Below are 19,598 nucleotides of genomic sequence, written 5' to 3'. Positions count from 1 at the left end.
GTTATATAGAAAGGCAAAAGTACAACAATCACATTTATTTAAATCTTTTTTTTACGTACTTTTACGTAAAAATTTGTTAAAATAAACGTTAACTATGAATAAAATTCATTTTTCAATCGATTGCAGATATTATTTTGTGATTTTGACCGTCTTTTTCTCAAGTTATTCCTTTGCACAGCAAAATTATGTCATAGACAACAGTAGCCATTTCTGGGATAAAGTTCAGTTTGGAGGAGGTTTAGGTCTCGGATTTGGTTCTGGTTATACAGATATTTCTGTAATGCCGAGTGCAATTTACAATGTTAACGAAATTGTTGCCGTTGGTGTCGGTTTACAATTTGGTTACTTAAACTCAAGAAATTATTATGAATCGTATGTTTATGGAGGAAGTTTAATAACGCTTGTAAACCCGATTCCAGAAATTCAATTATCGGCAGAATTAGAGCAAGTTCGAGTAGATACCAGATACGAGTCCAATTTTAATAGACCTTCTTATTCTGATAGTTATTGGAACACTGCGCTTTATCTAGGAGCAGGTTACAGAACTGGAAGTGTAACAATCGGCGCACGTTACGATGTTTTGTATAATCCGAACAAAAGTCTTTATGGTTCTGGATTTATGCCTTTTGTGAGGGTTTACTTTTAGAAGGTTCAAAGGTACAGAGTTGCAAAGGTTCAAAGGTTTATAATTTGATTTTAAAGTTGATCTCAAAGAAAGAAAACCTCTGTAGCTTTGCAACTCTGTACCTTTGTACCTTTTCTATTTATAATAATTTCGAAACCACACTTTCTGCCATTCTCTTTTTAAAATCAAAAACGCAACTTGTTCTGCTAAAATAACTAAATCAGATCCATCAAGACTTTTTATCTCATTTTCAGGAACATCAATAATATATAGAAGATTTAAATATTCAGCAAATTTGTACTGAATCATTCTGTAGATTTTTTCGTGAAGCTGGATTTTTAATTCATCTGGCGAAATGCTTAATGGAAAATCAATTCCTTCATTGGCAAGATTAAAATCTTTATTAATCTGCTCAATTAGGTTTAAATATAAAGTCTCTGCTTGCGCTTGCGCTAATAAAGCTTCGGTATTTATGGGTGCTACAAACATGAGATTTTAGATTTTAGATTGCTGATTTATGATTGTAGATTTTTTTTTCTGAATACTTTTTTTCTGAAAACTGAACACTAAACCTTACGTCCCATTAAATTCTCTCCGAAAGTTCTCAAAACATCTTTCTTTTCAGAATTAATTTCCATTTTTTCTAAAGTTTCAAAAGCTTTAAAAGTGTACATTTCGATAGCTTCTTGCGTTGCTTTTGAAGCACCAGATTCATTAAAAATAGTTTTAGCTGTTTCTATTTTTTCGATATTATTTTCTAATTGAAGCGTAAATAATTGCTCTAATTCTGAGGCTTTTTCTTTAGAAGAAAATTCTAAAGCTTTAAGATATAAATATGTCTTTTTATTTTCTATAATATCGCCTCCAACTTGTTTTCCAAAAGTTTCTGGATCTCCAAAAGCATCTAAATAATCGTCTTGCAATTGGAAAGCTAAACCTAAATTCAGTCCGAAATCGTAAATTAAATCAGCTTCTTTTTCAGAAGTTTTGGCAACAATTGCACCCATTTTCATAGCAGCAGCAACCAAAACGGCTGTTTTATACTCAATCATTTTCAAATATTCCGGAATCGTAACATCTTTACGAGTTTCGAAATCAACATCCCATTGTTGTCCTTCGCAAACTTCAAGAGCTGTTTTACTGAATAATTTGGCTAGGTTTCTAAAAACATTTGGTTCGTATTGTTCAAAATATTGATACGCCAAGATCAACATGGCATCGCCAGAAAGGATTCCGGTGTTTAGATTCCATTTTTCATGAACCGTTACTTGACCTCTTCTCAAAGGCGCATCATCCATTATATCATCATGAACAAGAGAAAAATTATGGAAAACTTCAACAGCCATTGCCGCGGGAAGCGCAGTAGTGTAATCAGTATTAAAAACTTCTGCAGCCATTAAAGTCAAAACCGGACGAATGCGTTTTCCGCCAAGTCCTAAAATATATTCAATCGGCTCATAAAGGTTTATAGGCTCTTTGTGAATATTTTGCTTTTTTAAATAATCAATAAAAAAATCCTGGTACTGACTAATATCGTGCATAAAATGAAATTCTGATTTACGAGGCTCAAAGATACAATTCAATTATGAATTATTTCCTGATAAATATCAAATGCTGTTAAACATTTAAACTTTCATGCTAAACGAACTCAAAATTAATTCATTAAAAAACGAAAAAAAACTTGGAAACTTTTTTGGTATTCTTAGTTTTCTGTTTATATTTGCAGCATTAAATGGAAACTCGAAACACTAAAAAAGTTTCCATAGTAAGTTTTTAATGATTTATAAACTTAATTAAATCAGGTTTTTATGAGAACAACATGGACTTTAGATTCAGCGCAATCAGACGTTTTATTAAAAATGAGACGATCAAGAACGGCTTATGTAGGAGGAACTGCCAATAAATTTGATGGTTATGTAAATATTGAGGATAATGAGATTGAAGATGCTTCGGTTGAATTCTCATTAGATATCAACAATAAAAATGAAAGTTTCCAATCAATAGATGCTTATTTACAGCTTCAAGATTTTTTTGAAGAAGATGAGCATCCGATAATTCGTTTTAAATCGACTTCATTTCAAAAAGTAAATCAAAATATTAATTTTTTCAAAGGAGATTTGACTATCAAAGACGTTACAAGAGTAGTTGAATTGGATGCAGAATTTCTAGGAGAGAATATGCACAACGGACAGAAAAAAGTTGCTTTTGAAATAAAAGGAAATGTTAAACGAGAAGATTTTGGTTTAGAATACGGTTCTTTTAATCATGCAAATGGTGCAGCTTTAGGAAAAGATATCAAAATTATAGCAAATCTAGAATTTAGCATATAATTCTTACTAAATCAATAAATTAATGTAAAATTATTACAAATAAAGCGGAAACTATTTTTTTTGATTTGAGTTTCCGAGGTATATTTGTAATGCAATTTGAGGAGTTTAAGATGAAAGAGAAAATAATTTCAAAAGCAAGCGAGTTGTTTTTAAAGCTTGGTTTTAAGAGTGTTACTATGGATGACATTGCAGGAGAAATGTGTATTTCTAAAAAAACGATTTACAAATATTTCTGCAATAAAGAAGTTCTTATTGAAGAAAGTACTTCGATGGTTCACGGACAAGTTCACGAGATTATGGATACCATTATTGCTAAGAATTATAATGCGATTCATGAAAATTTTGAGATTAGAGAAATGTTCCGCGATATGTTTAAAAATAACATTGATACTTCGCCAATTTATCAGCTTAAAAAACATTATCCAGAGATTTACCAAAATATCCTTTCTATAGAAATTGATCAATGCACTCAATGTTTTAGAGATAATATCGAAAAAGGAATTCGCGAAGGACTTTACAGAAGTGATTTAAATATTGAGGTTTATGTGAAATTTTATTACACATTGGTTTTTCATATTAACGAAAATACAGTTTCTGAAAGCGAAGCCCAAAGAATAGAATTAGAAGCATTAGAATACCATACTCGTGCAATGGCTACTCCAAAAGGAGTTGAGGAATTAGAAAAGCAATTAAAAAGAATCCAAAATTAATCATCCATATATTCAATCGTCATTTTTCTGAGTGAGGAATAGGAAATGACGATACTATCTCAAAATTTAAAAATAAATATTTAACTACTTATGAAAAGAATCCTTCTTATATTTTTGTGCACCATTGGCTTGTCTGCCAACGCGCAAACCACTTTAACCCTGAAAGACGCAGTAAATTACGCGCTTCAGAATAAAGCGGATGCAAAAAAAGCAAAACTTCAGGTTGAAAATAGTGAGTATCAAATTCAAGAAGTACGCTCTAGAGCTTTGCCTCAAATTAGTGCAAACGGAAATTTAACTCACAACCCAATCATTCAAACAACCGTTATTGACGGAGCTGGATTTGGACAGCCGGGAACTACAATTCAGGCTGCATTTGGTCAGAAATGGACATCTACTGCGGGACTTTCTCTAACTCAAGCCATATTTGATCAATCTGTATTTACAGGATTAAAAGCAGCAAGAACTACGCGTGAGTTTTATCAAATAAACGATCAATTGACAGAAGAACAAGTTATTGAGAGAGTTGCAAATAACTACTATTCGGTTTATGTACAGAAAGAAAGACTGATTTTGTTAGACAGTAATTACGTAAACACTACAAAAGTTCGTGATATCGTAAAAGGTCAGTTTGACAATGGATTGGCTAAAAAAATCGACTTAGATCGTATTGTTGTTAAAATGTCTAACATTGATACTGAACGTCAGCAAATTAAAAATCAGATTACTTTACAGGAAAATGCTTTGAAGTTTTATATGGGAATGCCAATTGAAACTCAAATCACTATGCCAAAAGAAGAATTTGAAGTTGTTCCAGCTGCTTTAACTCAAGAGCCAAATGTTGAAAACAGAACAGAATATTTGCTTTTGAAGAAACAAGAAGAACTTTTAGTTTTTAATAAAAAAGCGGTTGAAGCTGGATATTATCCTACGCTTTCATTATCTGCAGGTTACAACTATATCGGTCAAGGTCCTGAATTTCCTTGGTTTGCAAAACCAGAAAAAGGAGTTTACTGGTCAGATTTCTCAGCTATTGCTTTAAACTTACATGTGCCAATATTTACAGGTTTTGGAACTCGTGCAAAAGTGAGACAGGCAGATGTTCAAATTAGAGAACTTCAGGAAGATATTAAAGACACTAAATTGTCTCTTGATTTAGATTACAGAAATGCAATGGCACAAATCGAGAACAACTTGGTAACAATCGAAAATCAGAAAGAAAACATGCGTTTAGCAACTGAAATTCTTAGCAATACCAAAAACAATTATCTTCAAGGCTTAGCATCTTTAACCGATTTGCTAGATGCAGAAAACGCATCTCTTGAAGCTCAAAATAACTTTACAAGAGCAGTTTTGAATTATAAAATTGCCGAAATATCTCTAATCAAATCGAAAGGCGAACTAAAATCTCTTACTAAATAACAAATTATTACAATGAAAAAAATAATTATAACAATCGTAATCATAGTCGTGGCACTTGTCGGGATTAACTTCATTCTAAATAAGAACAAGGCTGAAAATGAAGGGAAAACTGCAATTGTAGCAGAAAAAAATGCGGCGGTTTCTGTAAAAGTAGCAACAGTAAAAACAGAAGATGTTAATCTTGGTTTTACTGCAAACGGAAACTTTGCACCAATTCAGGAATTGACATTCTCTGCTGAAAAATCTGGAAAAGTAATCAGTGTTTTAGTTAAAGAAGGTGACTACGTAAGAGTTGGACAAACACTTTTAACAGTAAGAGGTGATGTTATTAATGTAAATGCACAACAAGCTCAAGCGGTGTATCAAAATGCAAAATCTGATTATGCTAGATACGAAAATGCTTTTAAAACAGGCGGTGTAACAAAGCAACAATTAGATCAGGCAAAATTGGCAATGACTAATGCGCAATCTAATTTAACTCAAGCAAACATTAATGTTGGAGATACTAAAGTTAAAGCGCCAATCAATGGATATATCAACAAAAAATACATTGAACCAGGATCTATTTTAGCAGGAATGCCTGCAACTGCTTTGTTTGATATTGTAAACGTTTCTAAATTAAAATTGACTGTTACAGTAAACGAAAGCCAAGTTGCAAGTTTAAAATTAGGAAACACAGTAAACATTACTGCAAGTGTTTATCCTGATAAAACTTTCTCTGGAAAAATTACATTTATCGCTGCAAAAGCAGATGCTTCTTTAAATTTCCCTGTTGAAATTGAAATTACAAATAACGCTAATAATGACTTAAAAGCAGGTATGTACGGAACAGCAAACTTTGGTTCAAACAACCAAAAACAAAACTTAAAAGTGGTTCCTAGAAATGCTTTTGTTGGAAGTGTGAGCAGTAACGAAATCTTTGTTGTAGAAAATAAAGTAGCAAAATTGAAAAAAGTAGTTGCTGGAAGAATTTTAGGAGATAAAGTTGAAATTATCAATGGTTTGAATGATGGTGACGTAGTAATTACTACAGGTCAAATCAACTTACAAGACGGAAATACAGTAGAAATTATTAAATAATTTTAAGCTTTAAGCCGTAAGCCGTAAGCTTTAAGCCTTTAAAAAAAGCCTAAAGCCTACAGCGTATAGCCTACAGCAAAAAACAACAAATATGAAATTAGCCGAAATATCCATAAAACGTCCGTCGTTAGTAATTGTATTGTTTACAATTCTAATTCTAGGTGGATTGTTCAGCTACAGCCAGTTAGGCTACGAGCTGATTCCAAAATTCGAAACCAACGTTATTACGGTTTCAACTGTTTATCCAGGAGCTTCTCCAAGTGAGGTTGAAAATACGGTAACAAAGAAAATTGAGGATGCGATTGCATCTCTTGAAAATATCAAAAAAATTGACTCTAAATCTTATGAGAGTTTATCTGTAGTATCTATCACATTGCTTTCTACTGCAAATGTTGATATTTCGATGAATGATGCTCAGCGTAAAATCAATGCGATTTTGAGTGATTTGCCAGATGATGCCGATCCGCCTTCGTTAACCAAATTCTCTTTGAGTGATTTGCCAATTATGACGCTTGGTGCGAATGGTAAAATGGATGAAGCCGCTTTTTATGATTTGATTGATAAAAAGATTGCACCAGTTTTATCTCGTGTACAAGGGGTTGCTCAGGTAAACATTATCGGTGGTCAAGAGCGTGAGATTCAAGTAAACCTTGACGCAGTAAAAATGCAAGGTTACGGACTTTCAGTTCCTCAGGTTCAACAAACTATTTTGACTTCGAACTTGGATTTCCCTACAGGAAATATTCAAACTCGTAACCAAAAAATCTTAATCCGTTTAGCGGGTAAATATAAAAATGTTGAAGAATTAAGAAACTTAGTGGTTTCTTCTCAAAACGGAATTCAAGTTCGTTTAGGAGATATTGCTGATGTTCAAGATACACAAAAAATCGCGGAGAAAATTGCGCGTGTTGATCAAAAAAGTGCGATTGTACTTCAAATTGTAAAACAATCAGATGCAAATGCCGTTGCAGTAAGTGAGCAGTTAATCAAAACAATTGCAACTTTAGAAAACGATTATAAATCTTCGCAATTAAAATTGGAAGTTGCAAAAGATAGTACAGTCTTTACGCTTGAAGCAGCAGATTCTGTTGTACACGATTTATTAATTGCCGTTATTCTGGTGGCATTTGTAATGTTGTTCTTCTTGCATAGTATTAGAAACTCGTTGATTGTAATGGTTTCTATTCCTGCCTCTTTAATTGCTACATTCATCGGAATCTATTTATTAGGTTACACGCTTAACTTAATGTCTTTACTTGGTTTATCTCTTGTTGTTGGTATTCTTGTGGATGACGCGATTGTGGTATTGGAGAACATTTACCGACACATGGAAATGGGTAAAAGCCGAATCCGTGCGTCTTATGATGGAACTGCCGAAATTGGAGGTACTGTAACTTCTATTACTTTAGTAATTGTGGTGGTGTTCTTGCCAATCGCAATGAGTACAGGATTGGTATCGAACATTATTACACAATTTTGTGTTACGGTAATTATTTCTACGATGTTCTCATTATTGGCTTCATTTACTATTATTCCTTGGCTGTCTTCACGTTTTGGAAAATTAGAGCATATTGAAGGTAAAAATTTATTTGGAAGAATCATTCTTGGATTCGAAAGCTACTTAACTCGTTTTACAGATTGGATTTCAAACTTACTGAACTGGTGTTTAGATCATTATATCAAAACTATGGGGATTATCCTAGTTCTGTTCTTTGGAACGATCTTCTGGTTAATGGGAGGTGGATATATTGGAGGAGAATTCTTCGCATCATCTGATAGTGGTGAGTTCTTAGTTCAAATTGAGATGCCAAAAGACGCTTCTTTGGAACAGACTAACTTTATGACGCAAAAAGCAGAAGCTTTCTTAAAAGGAGAGAAATATGTTTTCAGCCAAATTACAACAGTAGGACAAACAAGTGAAGGTTTAGGTGCGGCTCAAGCAACAGCTTACAAAGCAGAGATTGACGTTAAAATGATCGAGCAAAAAGATCGTACAGATGATGCCAACGTTTATGCAGCTAAAACAAAACGTAAACTGGAGAAAATTTTAGTTGGTGCTAAAGTAAAAACCGTTCCTGTAGGTATCTTAGGAACAGCTGAAGATGCAACTTTAGGTTTGATCGTAACAGGTCCAAACGTAGAAAGTGCCATGAAGTTTGCTAAAATGGCAGAAGCTGAATTACGTACAATTCCTGGAACAACTGAGATTAAACTAACAGTTGAAGACGGAAATCCAGAAATCAACGTTCAGGTTGACAGAGATAAAATGGCTGCGTTAGGTTTAACGTTACAAACAGTAGGTTTAACGATGCAGACAGCTTATAGTGGTAATACTGATGGTAAGTTTAGAGCTGGTGAATACGAATACGACATCAACATCAAATACAACGAATTTGATAGAAAAAATATTACCGATGTTAGTAATTTGATTTTCATCAACAACGCTGGTCAGCAGATTAAATTAAACCAATTCGCGACTATCACTGAAGGTTCTGGACCAAGTAAATTAGAGCGTAGAGATAAAACGGCTTCTGTAACTGTACAAGGTCAGAACGTTGGTGTGCCGGCAGGAACAATCGTTACACAATGGCAAGAAAAATTAGACAAACTGAAAAAACCAGTTGGAGTTAACTACATCTGGGGAGGTGACCAAGAAAACCAATCTGAAGGTTTTGGTACTTTAGGAATCGCATTATTAGCCGCTATTATTTTGGTTTACCTTGTAATGGTGGGATTGTATGACAGTTTCGTTCACCCGTTTGTGGTATTGTTCGCGATTCCGCTTTCGTTCATTGGGGTTTTATTCGCACTAGCGTTGACAAACAATACCTTAAATATCTTTACCATTTTAGGGGTAATCATGTTGATTGGTTTGGTGTGTAAGAATGCCATCATGCTTGTCGATTATACAAATCAGCGAAGAGCGGCTGGAGAATCAATTAGAAATGCCTTGATTCAAGCAAACCACGCTCGTTTGCGTCCGATCTTGATGACAACAATTGCGATGGTATTTGGTATGTTCCCGATTGCATTGGCATCTGGAGCTGGAGCAGAATGGAAAAATGGATTGGCTTGGGTAATTATTGGAGGTTTGATTTCTTCATTATTCCTAACGTTAATTGTAGTTCCTGTGATCTATGATATTATGGAGAAAATTATTAGAAAATTCTCTAAAGGAGAAAAAATCGATTACGAAGCTGAAATGGTTGCCGATTATGAGCATACAGAATTAAGCGAAGACGGTTTTAATCCAAAACATACCCATTAATAGTTTTAATTTTTGATAGAAATTCCAAAGTCCGAATTTGGAATTTCAAAATGAAAAATCCCAGATTCCTTTATATTGGAATTTGGGATTTTTTTTTTGATTGAGAATAAATTTTTTTCACGCAGATTTTAAAGATTTTCTATTCATTATTAAAATATAGCCCGTGGTTTCAACCATGGGAGACGTTATGGATGTATTTTGTACCCGTGGTTGAAACCACGGGCTATGTTGAGCAAAATGATAAATATTTCAACAGATCAAATTAAAAAAGAGATGCATCTATCTGTCTAAATCTTTATTAAATCTGTGTAAAAAAACTATAGACAGTTTTAATTATTTAACAATGAAATTATAAGTTCATTTAATTGGAGTTTGGAATTTTTTTATTGTGAATTGAAAAGATGACATTAAAAATGTCATCTTTTTCGTTTATTTGTATCTTCTTACAAAAACAATTATGCTACAAAAAGATAAATCTGCAGCCATTGGTTTTATTTTCATAACCATGTTAATTGATATTACAGGATGGGGAATTATCATTCCTGTAGTACCAAAATTAATCGAAGAATTGATTCATGGTGATATTAGTGAAGCAGCAAAAATAGGCGGCTGGTTAACTTTCGCGTATGCGATAACTCAATTTGTTTTTGCCCCTGTAATTGGAAATTTGAGTGACAAATTCGGAAGAAGACCAATTATCTTAATTTCGCTTTTCGGGTTTTCATTAGATTATATTTTATTGGCATTTTCACCAACTATTGTTTGGCTTTTCATCGGAAGAATTATTGCTGGTGTCACTGGCGCTAGTATTACAACAGCTTCAGCTTATATTGCCGATGTGAGTACGCCAGAAAACAGAGCAAAAAACTTCGGATTAATCGGCGCCGCTTTCGGATTAGGATTTATAATCGGACCTGTTATTGGAGGACTTTTAGGTCAATACGGATCAAGAGTGCCATTTTACGCAGCGGCAGTTTTGTGTATGTTGAACTTTCTTTATGGATTTTTCATTCTGCCAGAATCACTTAAAAAAGAAAACCGCAGAGCTTTTGACTGGAAACGCGCCAATCCTGTTGGAGCCATTTTAGGTTTGAGAAAACATCCAACTTTAATTGGTTTAATCTCAGCGATATTTTTGTTGTACGTAGGTTCTCATGCCGTACAAAGCAACTGGAGTTTCTTTACAATCTATCAATTTAATTGGGATGAAAGAATGATCGGAATTTCTTTAGGAATAATTGGTCTTTTGGTTGGCGTAGTACAAGGTGGATTAATTAGATATATTAATCCAAAATTAGGAAATGAAAAAAGTATTTACGTTGGTTTAGCTTTATACACAATCGGAATGTTGTTATTTGCCTTCGCAACAGAAAGCTGGATGATGTTTGTCTTCTTAATTCCATATTGCCTTGGCGGAATTGCCGGCCCTGCCTTACAATCTGTTGTAGCAAGTAAAGTAGATCCAACTGAACAAGGAGAAATTCAGGGAACTTTGACCAGTTTAATGAGTGCTTCTTCTATTATTGGTCCTCCAATGATGGCGAATACTTTTTACTTTTTTACTCATAATGATGCGCCATTTAAGTTTGCAGGAGCACCCTTTATTTTAGGAGGTTTTTTAATGTTATTGAGTACAATTGTGGCTTATTTTTCGTTGAAAAAACATGCTGTTCCAAAAGTAGAAATTGATAATAAGGAAATAATATAAAGGTAAAAGTTTCCCAAGAGGTATTACACAAACAATAATCAGCTTCGGAGAAGCAAAATATTTATAGAAAATCAATTACAGCAATTATAAAGCTCCAGCGGAGCGACATGTATTAGATCGTTAGAAAACATGTCGCTCCGCTGGAGCTTTATTGTAAACGTTTATTCTTTTCTATAAATATTTTGCTCCGCAGGAGCAGTTTCAGAAAAAAAGGCTGTCTAAAATTTTGAGACAGTCTTTTTTGGAATTTGGAATTTTTTAATTGGAATTTCTACTTAAGGTACAAATAATGATTAAAATAATCAATAATCGCTTTTCCCTCCAATAAAACATCTGCGCCAATAATGCCATGAACAGGTTTTGCTTTAAAAGATTCTAAAGCTTCATTGACATGAGAAAGATCAAAAATTACGATACTAAAATCTTTATTTTTCCAGCTTCCTAATTGTAATTTATTTTGAGAAGAAATCTGCGTTGTCATTCCGGTTCCGCCAGCGCCAGAAGCTTTTGTTTTTGAGTTTTTTGCAGCCAATTCAAAACGTTCAATGCTTTCAAAACCTACGCAGGTATTAGATGCACCAGTGTCTAAAATAAAATTGCCAGAAATGCCGTTAATTTTGGCTTTAATCTGTAGATGCTGTGTTTTAGTGATTTTGAATTTTATTTTTTTATAATTCTCTTTTTTGAGAATCTCGTGAAGATTTTCCATTTCTGTACTGATTGAAAACCAAAAATAAGCCAATTACAATCAATAAACTAACGATATAAGCGATATAATTTCCTGATTTTTCTTCAGTAGAAATAGAACCATAATACACAAAAGAACTCCAATAATATGGCGATTTTTTTGCATTCGGAATCGATTTATCGTTCAAATAATCTCGTTTTGCGTTGGCATTGGCTTCAAAATAAGAAACATCATTCTTAATGTTTTTATAAAAATCAGCCATAAAAACCGAAGTCGTAAAATCGTTTACTTTCCATAAAGAAAAAAGCAAATTCTGCGCTCCGGCAAACTGAAAACCTCTTGCAATACTCATCGCGCCTTCTGCTTTGTACAATTTTCCAATTCCAGTTTCGCAAGCGCTTAAAACCACTAAATCTGGATTAATATGCAGATTATACAATTCAGAATACAAAATTTCCTGATCGTAAAATTTAATGCTTGCCGGAGTTTCAATATCGCCAGAAGAAGCGTGTGTACTCAAATGTAAAATAGAAAAATTGGGTGCATTATTTTTAAAATTAGAAAAACTCGCTTGAGCATTTTCTAAATATTTCCCTTTAAAATTACTTCGAATCGATTCTAATTCTTTCTTAGAATAACGCAATTCAAAAGCTGATTTTTCGAAGACTGGAAAAACTCCCAAAACCGTTTTCTCTGATTTTGAAACAGGTTTTGAATTCAGATAAATATTTGCCGAAGTATTATAAGCGATTTTAAAATCGTTCATTAAATAATTCATTTTCGCAAAATTTGTCGTATTCGATTCTCGGGTAATTAAAGCTTCAAAAGGAAGAAAATTCAAAATTCCGTCGGGAACAATGATGAGGTTTTGATTGACATAATTAGTCGGTAATTTTAATAAATCATAAGCGATTTTTCCAGAATTAACATAACCAGAAATATCATTAGTAATGGCATTCGCATTGTTGAAATAATCTATAAAGTGAATAATATTATAGATTTTTCCATCTCCAAAAGAAAGGCGATTTAATGAAATACGGTTATTTTGTAAAGTGAAGTAATATTGATTCTCAAATCCCATAAAATAATAAACCATCATCGCTTTATCATTTTCGAGTTTCTTAAATAATCCTTTCAAATCACATTTTTCAGTAATATAATCTGGATTTTCAGCTTGGATTTTTTTAAGTGAAATCACCAATTCATTTTGCTTTTTTATGAACTGATTAATTTTTAAAATGTCAGCAGAATCTCCTTTTTGCTGTTCTTTTAAAATGGCATTATTTAAATTTTGAAGTTCTTGTAAAAGCTTTTTTTCTTCCGCGGAAGCGTTTTTAATATTGGAACGATAACTTTTTAAAATTCCAGATTTTGTACTTTCAGCCAATTGAAAAGCTTTTTCTAAATAAGAAGTTTTGCCTTCTTTTTTAAATAATTCATTATAAATCGAAATGCATTTTTCGGTACGATTTCGAGATCGCAATTGCATTAAGATTTTAGAATTTTCATAAACTAAACCACTCATCACTAAATCTTCGATGTAAAAAGAAAGCTCAAAAGCTGAAATCGCCTTTTGAGGTTGATTGATTCTTAGAATTTCTCCACACAAATCGAGCGCATCCGTTAAAACAGTTTCTGCATACAATTGATTTTGGTTTGGAAGAATATCTTTCGAATTATAATTTGGAATCAATGTTTTAAAAACAACTGAAATTTGCTTTCTGCTTTCGTCATATTTTCTTTCATCAAAGAGAAGCAAAGCTTTTTCGTAATACAGTTTGGCTAGTTTTCGAGGCTGCTGATTTTTAGTTTGCAAAAATAGTTTTTCAGCTTTTTCCAGATAAGAATTTGCGGTTTCAAAATTCATCCTTTGACGGTTTAGCGTTGCCAAATTCCGATACGAATTTGATAAAGTTTCCGATTGTTTTTTTTCGTTTTCAAGAAGTTTGATAGAAGATTCAAATGCTTTTGTCGCACTTTGATGAGTTTCTGGTCTCATCAAATCTCCTGTTGAACTCAATAAATAATTATTTCCCAAATTATTCCATAAAATTCCCTTTTGTAAATTGGATAATTGCTCCGTTTTTAAAGTTTTTTCTAAAAGTTCAATTGCCAAAGAAATCTTGCCCGAACTCTGATAAACATTCGATAAATTTAGAATTGCAGCAAACTTTTGTTTTTGCGCTTCAGGATAATTTTTGGAAGTATTTACAATAAAAAAATACTGTTTTATAGTATTTTCTGCACTGTCGTAATCGCCTAAAACGGTATATAAATTACCGAGCGGTTTTAAGCAAAACTCAATTATATCATAATTTGAAAGTTTATTTTTCTGATAGATTTGCCAAGCTTTTTCATAGCTGGAAATTGCATTTTGAGTTTGCCCAAATTGGTTTTCGTAATACGCTTTATTACAATTTAAAATGACAATCGCCAATAACTCATCTTTTGTTTTGGGCTTTGTACTTTTCCAAAAATCACTTTCAGTATTTCTTAAATTTTGTAACGCTTTCGCGGAAGGATGAGCCACAAAACCATCAATCGCATTATAAATTTGATCTTCCTGATTTTGTCCGAAAACATTCAGATTTATGAAGAGAAAGATTAAACCATATAAGTGATACAAGTTCATATTAATTTGTTTGTTCTGTTAATGTCAGTCTGTGCAAAGTCGAAGACCTATTTCGTTATAAGCCTTCGACTTCGCTCAGGGTGGCAGCTGTATTTCATAAGGCAATGTAGGGAATATGAACTTACATCACTTATATGGTGAAAAAATCTTAAAACTTCCAAATTCCATAAACCTGAATATAATTAAAATTCTGTTCAAAATTAATCACATAACGCGCGCCTAAACTCGGACCGATTCTAGCAAAACCAGCCGTCAAATCAAATAAAAGACCTGTGTTTACATTTGTAAAACTGTTTTTTACTTTATTGGTAGTGGCGGTCGAACTAATTAAAAAGTTTTCTTTGTCACCTTCATATAAATCCGTTTGAACGCTTTGATTTTGCTCGGAAGAAACATTAATATTTGCTTGAATTCCCGCGCCAACACCAATGTAATTATTGATGTTGTATCGAATCAGAACAGGAACTTCCCAATTAATATTCTTATTTTCTATGTTAGTTGTAGTGCGCTGCAGCTGTCTTGTTCCGTTGGCGTTGGTTACAAATTGGTCAGCAACTATAGTTTCGCTATTATATTGATTTAAAGCATTTACCCATTCAACCTGCCAATAAAAACGATACGATTTAAAAGGCGAAAGCGTTGCGCCCACAAAATAACTCGTCGATTTATCTAAATCCGGATAAAAATTGTAACCCGCTTTTGCGCCAATCGAAATTCCGGGCATAAATCGAGTAGTGGCGTAGTTGGTGATTATGGGTTCGTTTTTATCAAAAATAATTGCCGTTCGGCTTTTGGTTTTTACTTTGTGAAAATCTTCGCCAAACTTCATCGAGTATTTTACAAAACCTTTTGTCGAGTCTTTTTCTTGTACATTTTTCTGTTCGCTTCCGGGAAGATAAATATTTTTGAAAGTAAAAATAAACTGTTTTTGTTTGATAATCGTATCCAAACAGCTCACAGTCGGTTCTTCGCCTTTTGGACAAATCGGACATTCGGGATACATACTTTCAATCTGAAATGTTTTTTTGTCGAACATATCTGGAACATCGGTTTCTAAACGAATTTTTCTTGCCGGACCTTCACCATTATTCTGAAAACGAGTTTTAAAATTAACTCTTTTAAAACGCACTAATCTATAATTCATAAATCTTCCGTTAGATCCCATTTTGTTTGGATCGTGAGACGTTACGATTTCCATTTCCAAATTTTTTACTTTATGATTTTTGTAGCTTCTATTAGGAACAAAAATACCACGCATCGTAACTGTTGCGCTCGTATCTTTAATCATTTCTGGAGTGGTTTTGAAAGTGTAAAAAACATTACGCGTTTCGCCTGGATTAGCATCATCAAATTCTAAAACAGAAACATTATGATAGGTTTTATTGGCATCTAAAAGCGAAGCGTCAAGATCTTCTTCGGTTGTCGTATTTCGGTATTTTTTGGTTTTGAAATTCCCTTCGGCGGAAGCCAAAAGAGTATTCGAATCGTTTAGATCGTCAACCGCAGCAACTAAATTTTCTTTTACTTCACGTTCACCTGCGTATGTTCGAAAATCGCTTAATTCGAAATTATTGTGTTTGAATTGCTTTTCATTATAAAACAAATAAAGCTTTCCGCTTGAAACATAATTTTCAAGATTTTGATAACTCACTACGACTACCATTTCTTGTTCTGGAATTGGATCACAGTTTTTAATAATCGCAAAACCATTCTGATCGGCAATCGAAGCAATGTCTTTATAATTGTTGTCTGTAATGTCGTTTACAGCCACTTTTTTCGGACGTGTTGCTGGCGGTTTTCCGTTGTCGTAGTTATTCGTTACGGCAAGTCTTGCAGTATAAGTGCCTTTCTTTTTATAAACGTGTTTTGGCTCGGCTTCTTTGCTGTAATGTCCGTCTCCCAATTCCCACAAATACGAATAACTCGGTTTTGGCGCACCTGCAATCGGAATCAAAGGTGGCGTTTCGGGTTTATAAGAAACCTGATTTCCGTTTTGAATAAAACTGATATTCGCTCTTCGGGTTATGGTGTCTTTTACTTTGGTTTGCCCTATTGAGAGAATAGAAAATAGAATAAAGAAAATAGACAAATGTGGTTTCATAACTAGATAGTTTTGAGGCTTAAAATTTTTGGAAAAAATTTCAAACAGGATTAAATGTAAAAAAAAGTGATGAGCAAATCATCACTTCTTCTTAAAAAAAGCGTTTGTAAGTTACTGAATGGCATTAATTGCAGCAACCAATTGAGCTTCTGTACCGACTGTTGTTTCGGCTAGTGTAAAGGTGTAAACGGCATTTGCGGCTGTCGTTACTCCTTTTATTGCATATCTCCAGTTACCATTGTCTTCGGTTGCAAAAATAATGTGACAGGCAAGACCAACTGGAATTTGACCGTAGTGTTCGCTAAATAATCCTGCCGCAGTGTAAGTGTCTAATTTTGCAAGAGCATTATTTCCTTCACCATCATAAGAAAGATAAACAGCACTATTTGTGTTATCGTAACCTTCAGGAACATCAACTAAAATCGTTGTTTTTGGTCTCGGATCGCTATAAAAACGGTCTACGTTTGTCCAACCGAAGTTTCCAAAAGTTACATAATAATTGTTTCCTTCGCCTTGTACACCACCTTTTCCGTCTGCGCCTCTGGCATCTTTCCATGCCAATTCTCCATCTTCATCAATAACTCCAGTCCATAAAGTCATTAAATTATCGTAACCATCCGTTAAAGCTGTTGGAACAATCATACTTAACGAACAAGATGTTTTTAATTCGACTCCCCCCTGAGTTGCTTTGATGAAGAATTCTCCGCCAGAAATTAAAAGGTTTTTCTTTCCGTCAGGCATAATTCCCATTGTTGGTTTGTTGGTTACCAACATATTTCCTTTGTCAAAAAGTTCTATAAATTCAATATCAACTTGACCTGTTACGGCATTTCCGTTTTTTGTCAAACAATCTCCGTTAATGTAAAGCTTCACGCCCTTTGCTGATGTTAGGGTGACAACACCGTTTCCGGCAGTCATGGTAAAATTTTGAGTATTTCTTTTTACTCCTTTTTCATTAATACTTTTAAAAGCTGCTGCCGTTGGAGGAGAAAGTTTGATATCATTTCCATCTGTATTGTCGCAGCTTGCGAAAGTTGTCATTGCTACTATTAAAAGTCCGATTTTTTTAAAATTTGTTTTCATAATTTCTAGTTTTTATAAATCTGGCTTGATTGTTTTCAAGTAGTTTTTCAGATTTGGTTATTAATTATATGGTTAAATCAATTTGGTTTTTATTTTGTTACCCCGTTTTCAAAAAATAATTTTTAAAGGCGTTTATATCGTTATATCAATTGGTTTGAAAATTTGTTACCCCTGTTTTTGTTTTTTTTTATTTAAGCCGAAAGACATTTATCTTCAAACAGATTTCCGTCTTCGTCAACGGCGACTAGAATGTCTTTTTTGCGAGAGAAATTCAGAATCAGATAAATCCAAAAGAAAATCCAAAAACCTAAAGTCATTAATGTGATGAATAAATGAAGTGCGTGGTTTATTTCTTTTTTTTCTTTAGATAAAACCACATAAGGCAGTTTCTCATTATGCTCTGTTATAGTAAAACCATTTCGAGTTTTGGCTGCAATTATTTCGTAAAATCGATCTAGATTTTTTTCGTTGGTTAAGGAGTAATTTTTCATTTCTTTTAATTTTTTAAGAGTTTTTAAAAGACTTTTATTTTGATAGATACAATTGAATGCAATATTGTTACCTCTTGTTTTTGAAATTTTTTGAGATACTTTTTTTAAATTAGCTGAAAATGTCTTTTTATGAGTCAAAATAAAATTCATCCTGATCAAAAATATATCGACGGACTTGCCGCAAATGATTCGGTTGTTATAGAGATGATATACAAGAAATTTGCTCCAAAAGCAGTATTGTTTATAACCAATAATTCAGGCGATAAAGACCAGGCGCAAGATGTAATTCAAGAAGTCTTAATCTTGCTTTTTAATCAGGCGAAAGCCAAAACACTTCAATTAACTTGTCCGTTTGATGCGTACTTTTTCCTTTTGTGTAAAAGACGCTGGCTAAACGAATTGAAAAAATCATCTAATAAAGGGGTAACAATTTATGAGAATGTAGTATCTATCAATGAATCTGCCCATGAACTGATCGGACAAGCGGAAGAATTTGATGAAAAACAGAAACTTTTTGATACCATGTTTCAAAAACTGGGAGAAAAATGTCAAGAAGTTTTAAAGCTCAGTTTTACGCTAAAATCGATGGAAGAAGTGGCCGAAAAACTTAATGTAACTTATGGTTATGTTAGAAAAAAGAAATCATTGTGCGTCGGACAGCTGACAGAGTGGATTCAGGAAGCGAAAAATTTTAACTATTTAAAAAACAATTAATCATGAACGAAGAACGCTATATATTATTTGACCAGTATCTTCAAGGCGAACTGACCGTTGATGAAAAAAACAATTTTGAGAAACAATTATCTGAAGATCCAGCATTGGCATCGGCATTTGAGAGTTTTAAAGAAATGCATTTTCAACTAGATAATAAATTCGGACAAGAAGCAGAAAGAGAAATTTTTACTCAAAATCTGACTCGAATTTCAGATAAGTATTTCAATAAAAAGAAAACCAAAGTCGTTTCGCTTAAACCGTGGTATTTTGCCGCAGCAGCTTCTGTAGCCATTATGTTCGGATTGTTTTTCTTCGATTATAATCATTATCCAAATTTTGAAGATTATAATCATCCAGAAAGCGCTTATTTTACAGAAAGAGGCGTTTCTGAAGAAACTTTGAAAAAAGCCGAAGATAATTTTAACGGAAAAAGATATGAAAAGGCAATTCCGCTTTTTGAAGCTATTTTAAAAGAAAATAATTCGTTGGAAATTCAGTATTTCTATGGCATTTCATTATTGCAAGTTGGAAAATATGTAAAAGCAGAAGACATTTTTAAAGAATTAGAAACTGGAAATTCTGTTTATAAAGAAAAAGCAAAATGGAACTTGGCTTTATCAAAACTAAAACAAGGAAAATACGAAGAATGCAAAGAAGTTTTGCAGACTATTTCTCAAGATTATGAAGATTATGATGAAGTAGAAAGACTTTTAGAAGAACTGGAATGATTTAATATTTTAAAAAAA

At 33.2% G+C, this 19,598-nt stretch carries 16 protein-coding genes; 9 read left to right on the top strand and 7 right to left on the bottom strand.

Annotated elements, in window-relative coordinates; translation table 11 throughout:
- The first annotated feature begins 94 nt into the window (after positions 1–94).
- Positions 95–646 carry a hypothetical protein gene (locus P0R33_RS11565; RefSeq protein ID WP_276175583.1) on the top strand — a complete coding sequence of 184 codons (552 nt, stop codon included), beginning with the start codon at positions 95–97 and terminating at the stop codon, positions 644–646.
- 114 nt (positions 647–760) lie between these two features.
- Here P0R33_RS11565 and P0R33_RS11560 read toward each other — a convergent pair whose 3' ends face one another.
- Together P0R33_RS11560 and P0R33_RS11555 are read right to left on the bottom strand one after the other, a co-directional pair.
- A complete protein-coding gene (locus P0R33_RS11560; protein WP_276175582.1) occupies positions 761–1,114 on the bottom strand; it encodes a hypothetical protein in 354 nt (117 codons plus the stop codon).
- Between the two features lie 77 nt (positions 1,115–1,191).
- Entirely contained in the window at positions 1,192–2,166 is a 975-nt protein-coding gene (locus P0R33_RS11555) for a polyprenyl synthetase family protein (protein WP_276175581.1), read from the bottom strand.
- 267 nt (positions 2,167–2,433) lie between these two features.
- On the opposite strand from P0R33_RS11555, the gene P0R33_RS11550 reads away from it, so the two are divergent.
- From P0R33_RS11550 to P0R33_RS11525, 6 genes are all read left to right on the top strand, one after another.
- A complete protein-coding gene (locus P0R33_RS11550) occupies positions 2,434–2,955 on the top strand; it encodes a YceI family protein (RefSeq protein WP_276175580.1) in 522 nt (173 codons plus the stop codon).
- A gap of 110 nt (positions 2,956–3,065) precedes the next feature.
- Positions 3,066–3,665 carry a TetR/AcrR family transcriptional regulator gene (locus tag P0R33_RS11545; protein ID WP_276175579.1) on the top strand — a complete coding sequence of 200 codons (600 nt, stop codon included), beginning with the start codon at positions 3,066–3,068 and terminating at the stop codon, positions 3,663–3,665.
- 90 nt (positions 3,666–3,755) lie between these two features.
- Positions 3,756–5,087, top strand: a complete 1,332-nt coding sequence (locus P0R33_RS11540) for a TolC family protein (RefSeq protein ID WP_276175578.1) — start codon at positions 3,756–3,758, stop codon at positions 5,085–5,087.
- Between the two features lie 12 nt (positions 5,088–5,099).
- Positions 5,100–6,167, top strand: coding sequence for an efflux RND transporter periplasmic adaptor subunit (locus P0R33_RS11535; protein WP_276175577.1), 1,068 nt, complete (start codon positions 5,100–5,102; stop codon positions 6,165–6,167).
- A 91-nt stretch (positions 6,168–6,258) separates the two neighbouring features.
- Positions 6,259–9,435, top strand: a complete 3,177-nt coding sequence (locus P0R33_RS11530; protein WP_276175576.1) for an efflux RND transporter permease subunit — start codon at positions 6,259–6,261, stop codon at positions 9,433–9,435.
- Positions 9,436–9,892: 457 nt separating this feature from the next.
- Positions 9,893–11,143, top strand: coding sequence for a TCR/Tet family MFS transporter (locus P0R33_RS11525; RefSeq protein WP_276175575.1), 1,251 nt, complete (start codon positions 9,893–9,895; stop codon positions 11,141–11,143).
- Positions 11,144–11,414: 271 nt separating this feature from the next.
- Here P0R33_RS11525 and P0R33_RS11520 read toward each other — a convergent pair whose 3' ends face one another.
- From P0R33_RS11520 to P0R33_RS11500, 5 genes are all read right to left on the bottom strand, one after another.
- Positions 11,415–11,852, bottom strand: a complete 438-nt coding sequence (locus P0R33_RS11520) for a retropepsin-like aspartic protease (protein ID WP_276175574.1) — start codon at positions 11,850–11,852, stop codon at positions 11,415–11,417.
- The gene (locus P0R33_RS11515) at positions 11,812–14,463 is read right to left on the bottom strand and encodes a CHAT domain-containing protein (protein WP_276175573.1); all 2,652 of its coding nucleotides are present in this window, start codon (positions 14,461–14,463) and stop codon (positions 11,812–11,814) included. Before P0R33_RS11515 ends, P0R33_RS11520 begins: the two co-directional genes overlap by 41 nt.
- Before the next feature lie 148 nt (positions 14,464–14,611).
- Entirely contained in the window at positions 14,612–16,564 is a 1,953-nt protein-coding gene (locus tag P0R33_RS11510) for a PKD domain-containing protein (protein WP_276175572.1), read from the bottom strand.
- A 111-nt stretch (positions 16,565–16,675) separates the two neighbouring features.
- Complete coding sequence (locus tag P0R33_RS11505; RefSeq protein ID WP_276175571.1) at positions 16,676–17,647, bottom strand: hypothetical protein; 972 nt, start codon at positions 17,645–17,647, stop codon at positions 16,676–16,678.
- Positions 17,648–17,838: 191 nt separating this feature from the next.
- Positions 17,839–18,138 carry a hypothetical protein gene (locus tag P0R33_RS11500; RefSeq protein ID WP_276175570.1) on the bottom strand — a complete coding sequence of 100 codons (300 nt, stop codon included), beginning with the start codon at positions 18,136–18,138 and terminating at the stop codon, positions 17,839–17,841.
- Between the two features lie 129 nt (positions 18,139–18,267).
- On the opposite strand from P0R33_RS11500, the gene P0R33_RS11495 reads away from it, so the two are divergent.
- Together P0R33_RS11495 and P0R33_RS11490 are read left to right on the top strand one after the other, a co-directional pair.
- A complete protein-coding gene (locus P0R33_RS11495) occupies positions 18,268–18,852 on the top strand; it encodes a sigma-70 family RNA polymerase sigma factor (RefSeq protein WP_276175569.1) in 585 nt (194 codons plus the stop codon).
- Positions 18,853–18,854: 2 nt separating this feature from the next.
- Positions 18,855–19,580 carry a CDC27 family protein gene (locus tag P0R33_RS11490; protein ID WP_276175568.1) on the top strand — a complete coding sequence of 242 codons (726 nt, stop codon included), beginning with the start codon at positions 18,855–18,857 and terminating at the stop codon, positions 19,578–19,580.
- Positions 19,581–19,598 lie beyond the last annotated feature (18 nt).

It is taken from the genome of Flavobacterium sp. YJ01, from assembly GCF_029320955.1.
GTDB lineage: Bacteria > Bacteroidota > Bacteroidia > Flavobacteriales > Flavobacteriaceae > Flavobacterium.
The sequence above is the reverse complement of the archived record's forward strand: the minus strand, read 5'-3'. Positions and strand labels throughout refer to the sequence as shown.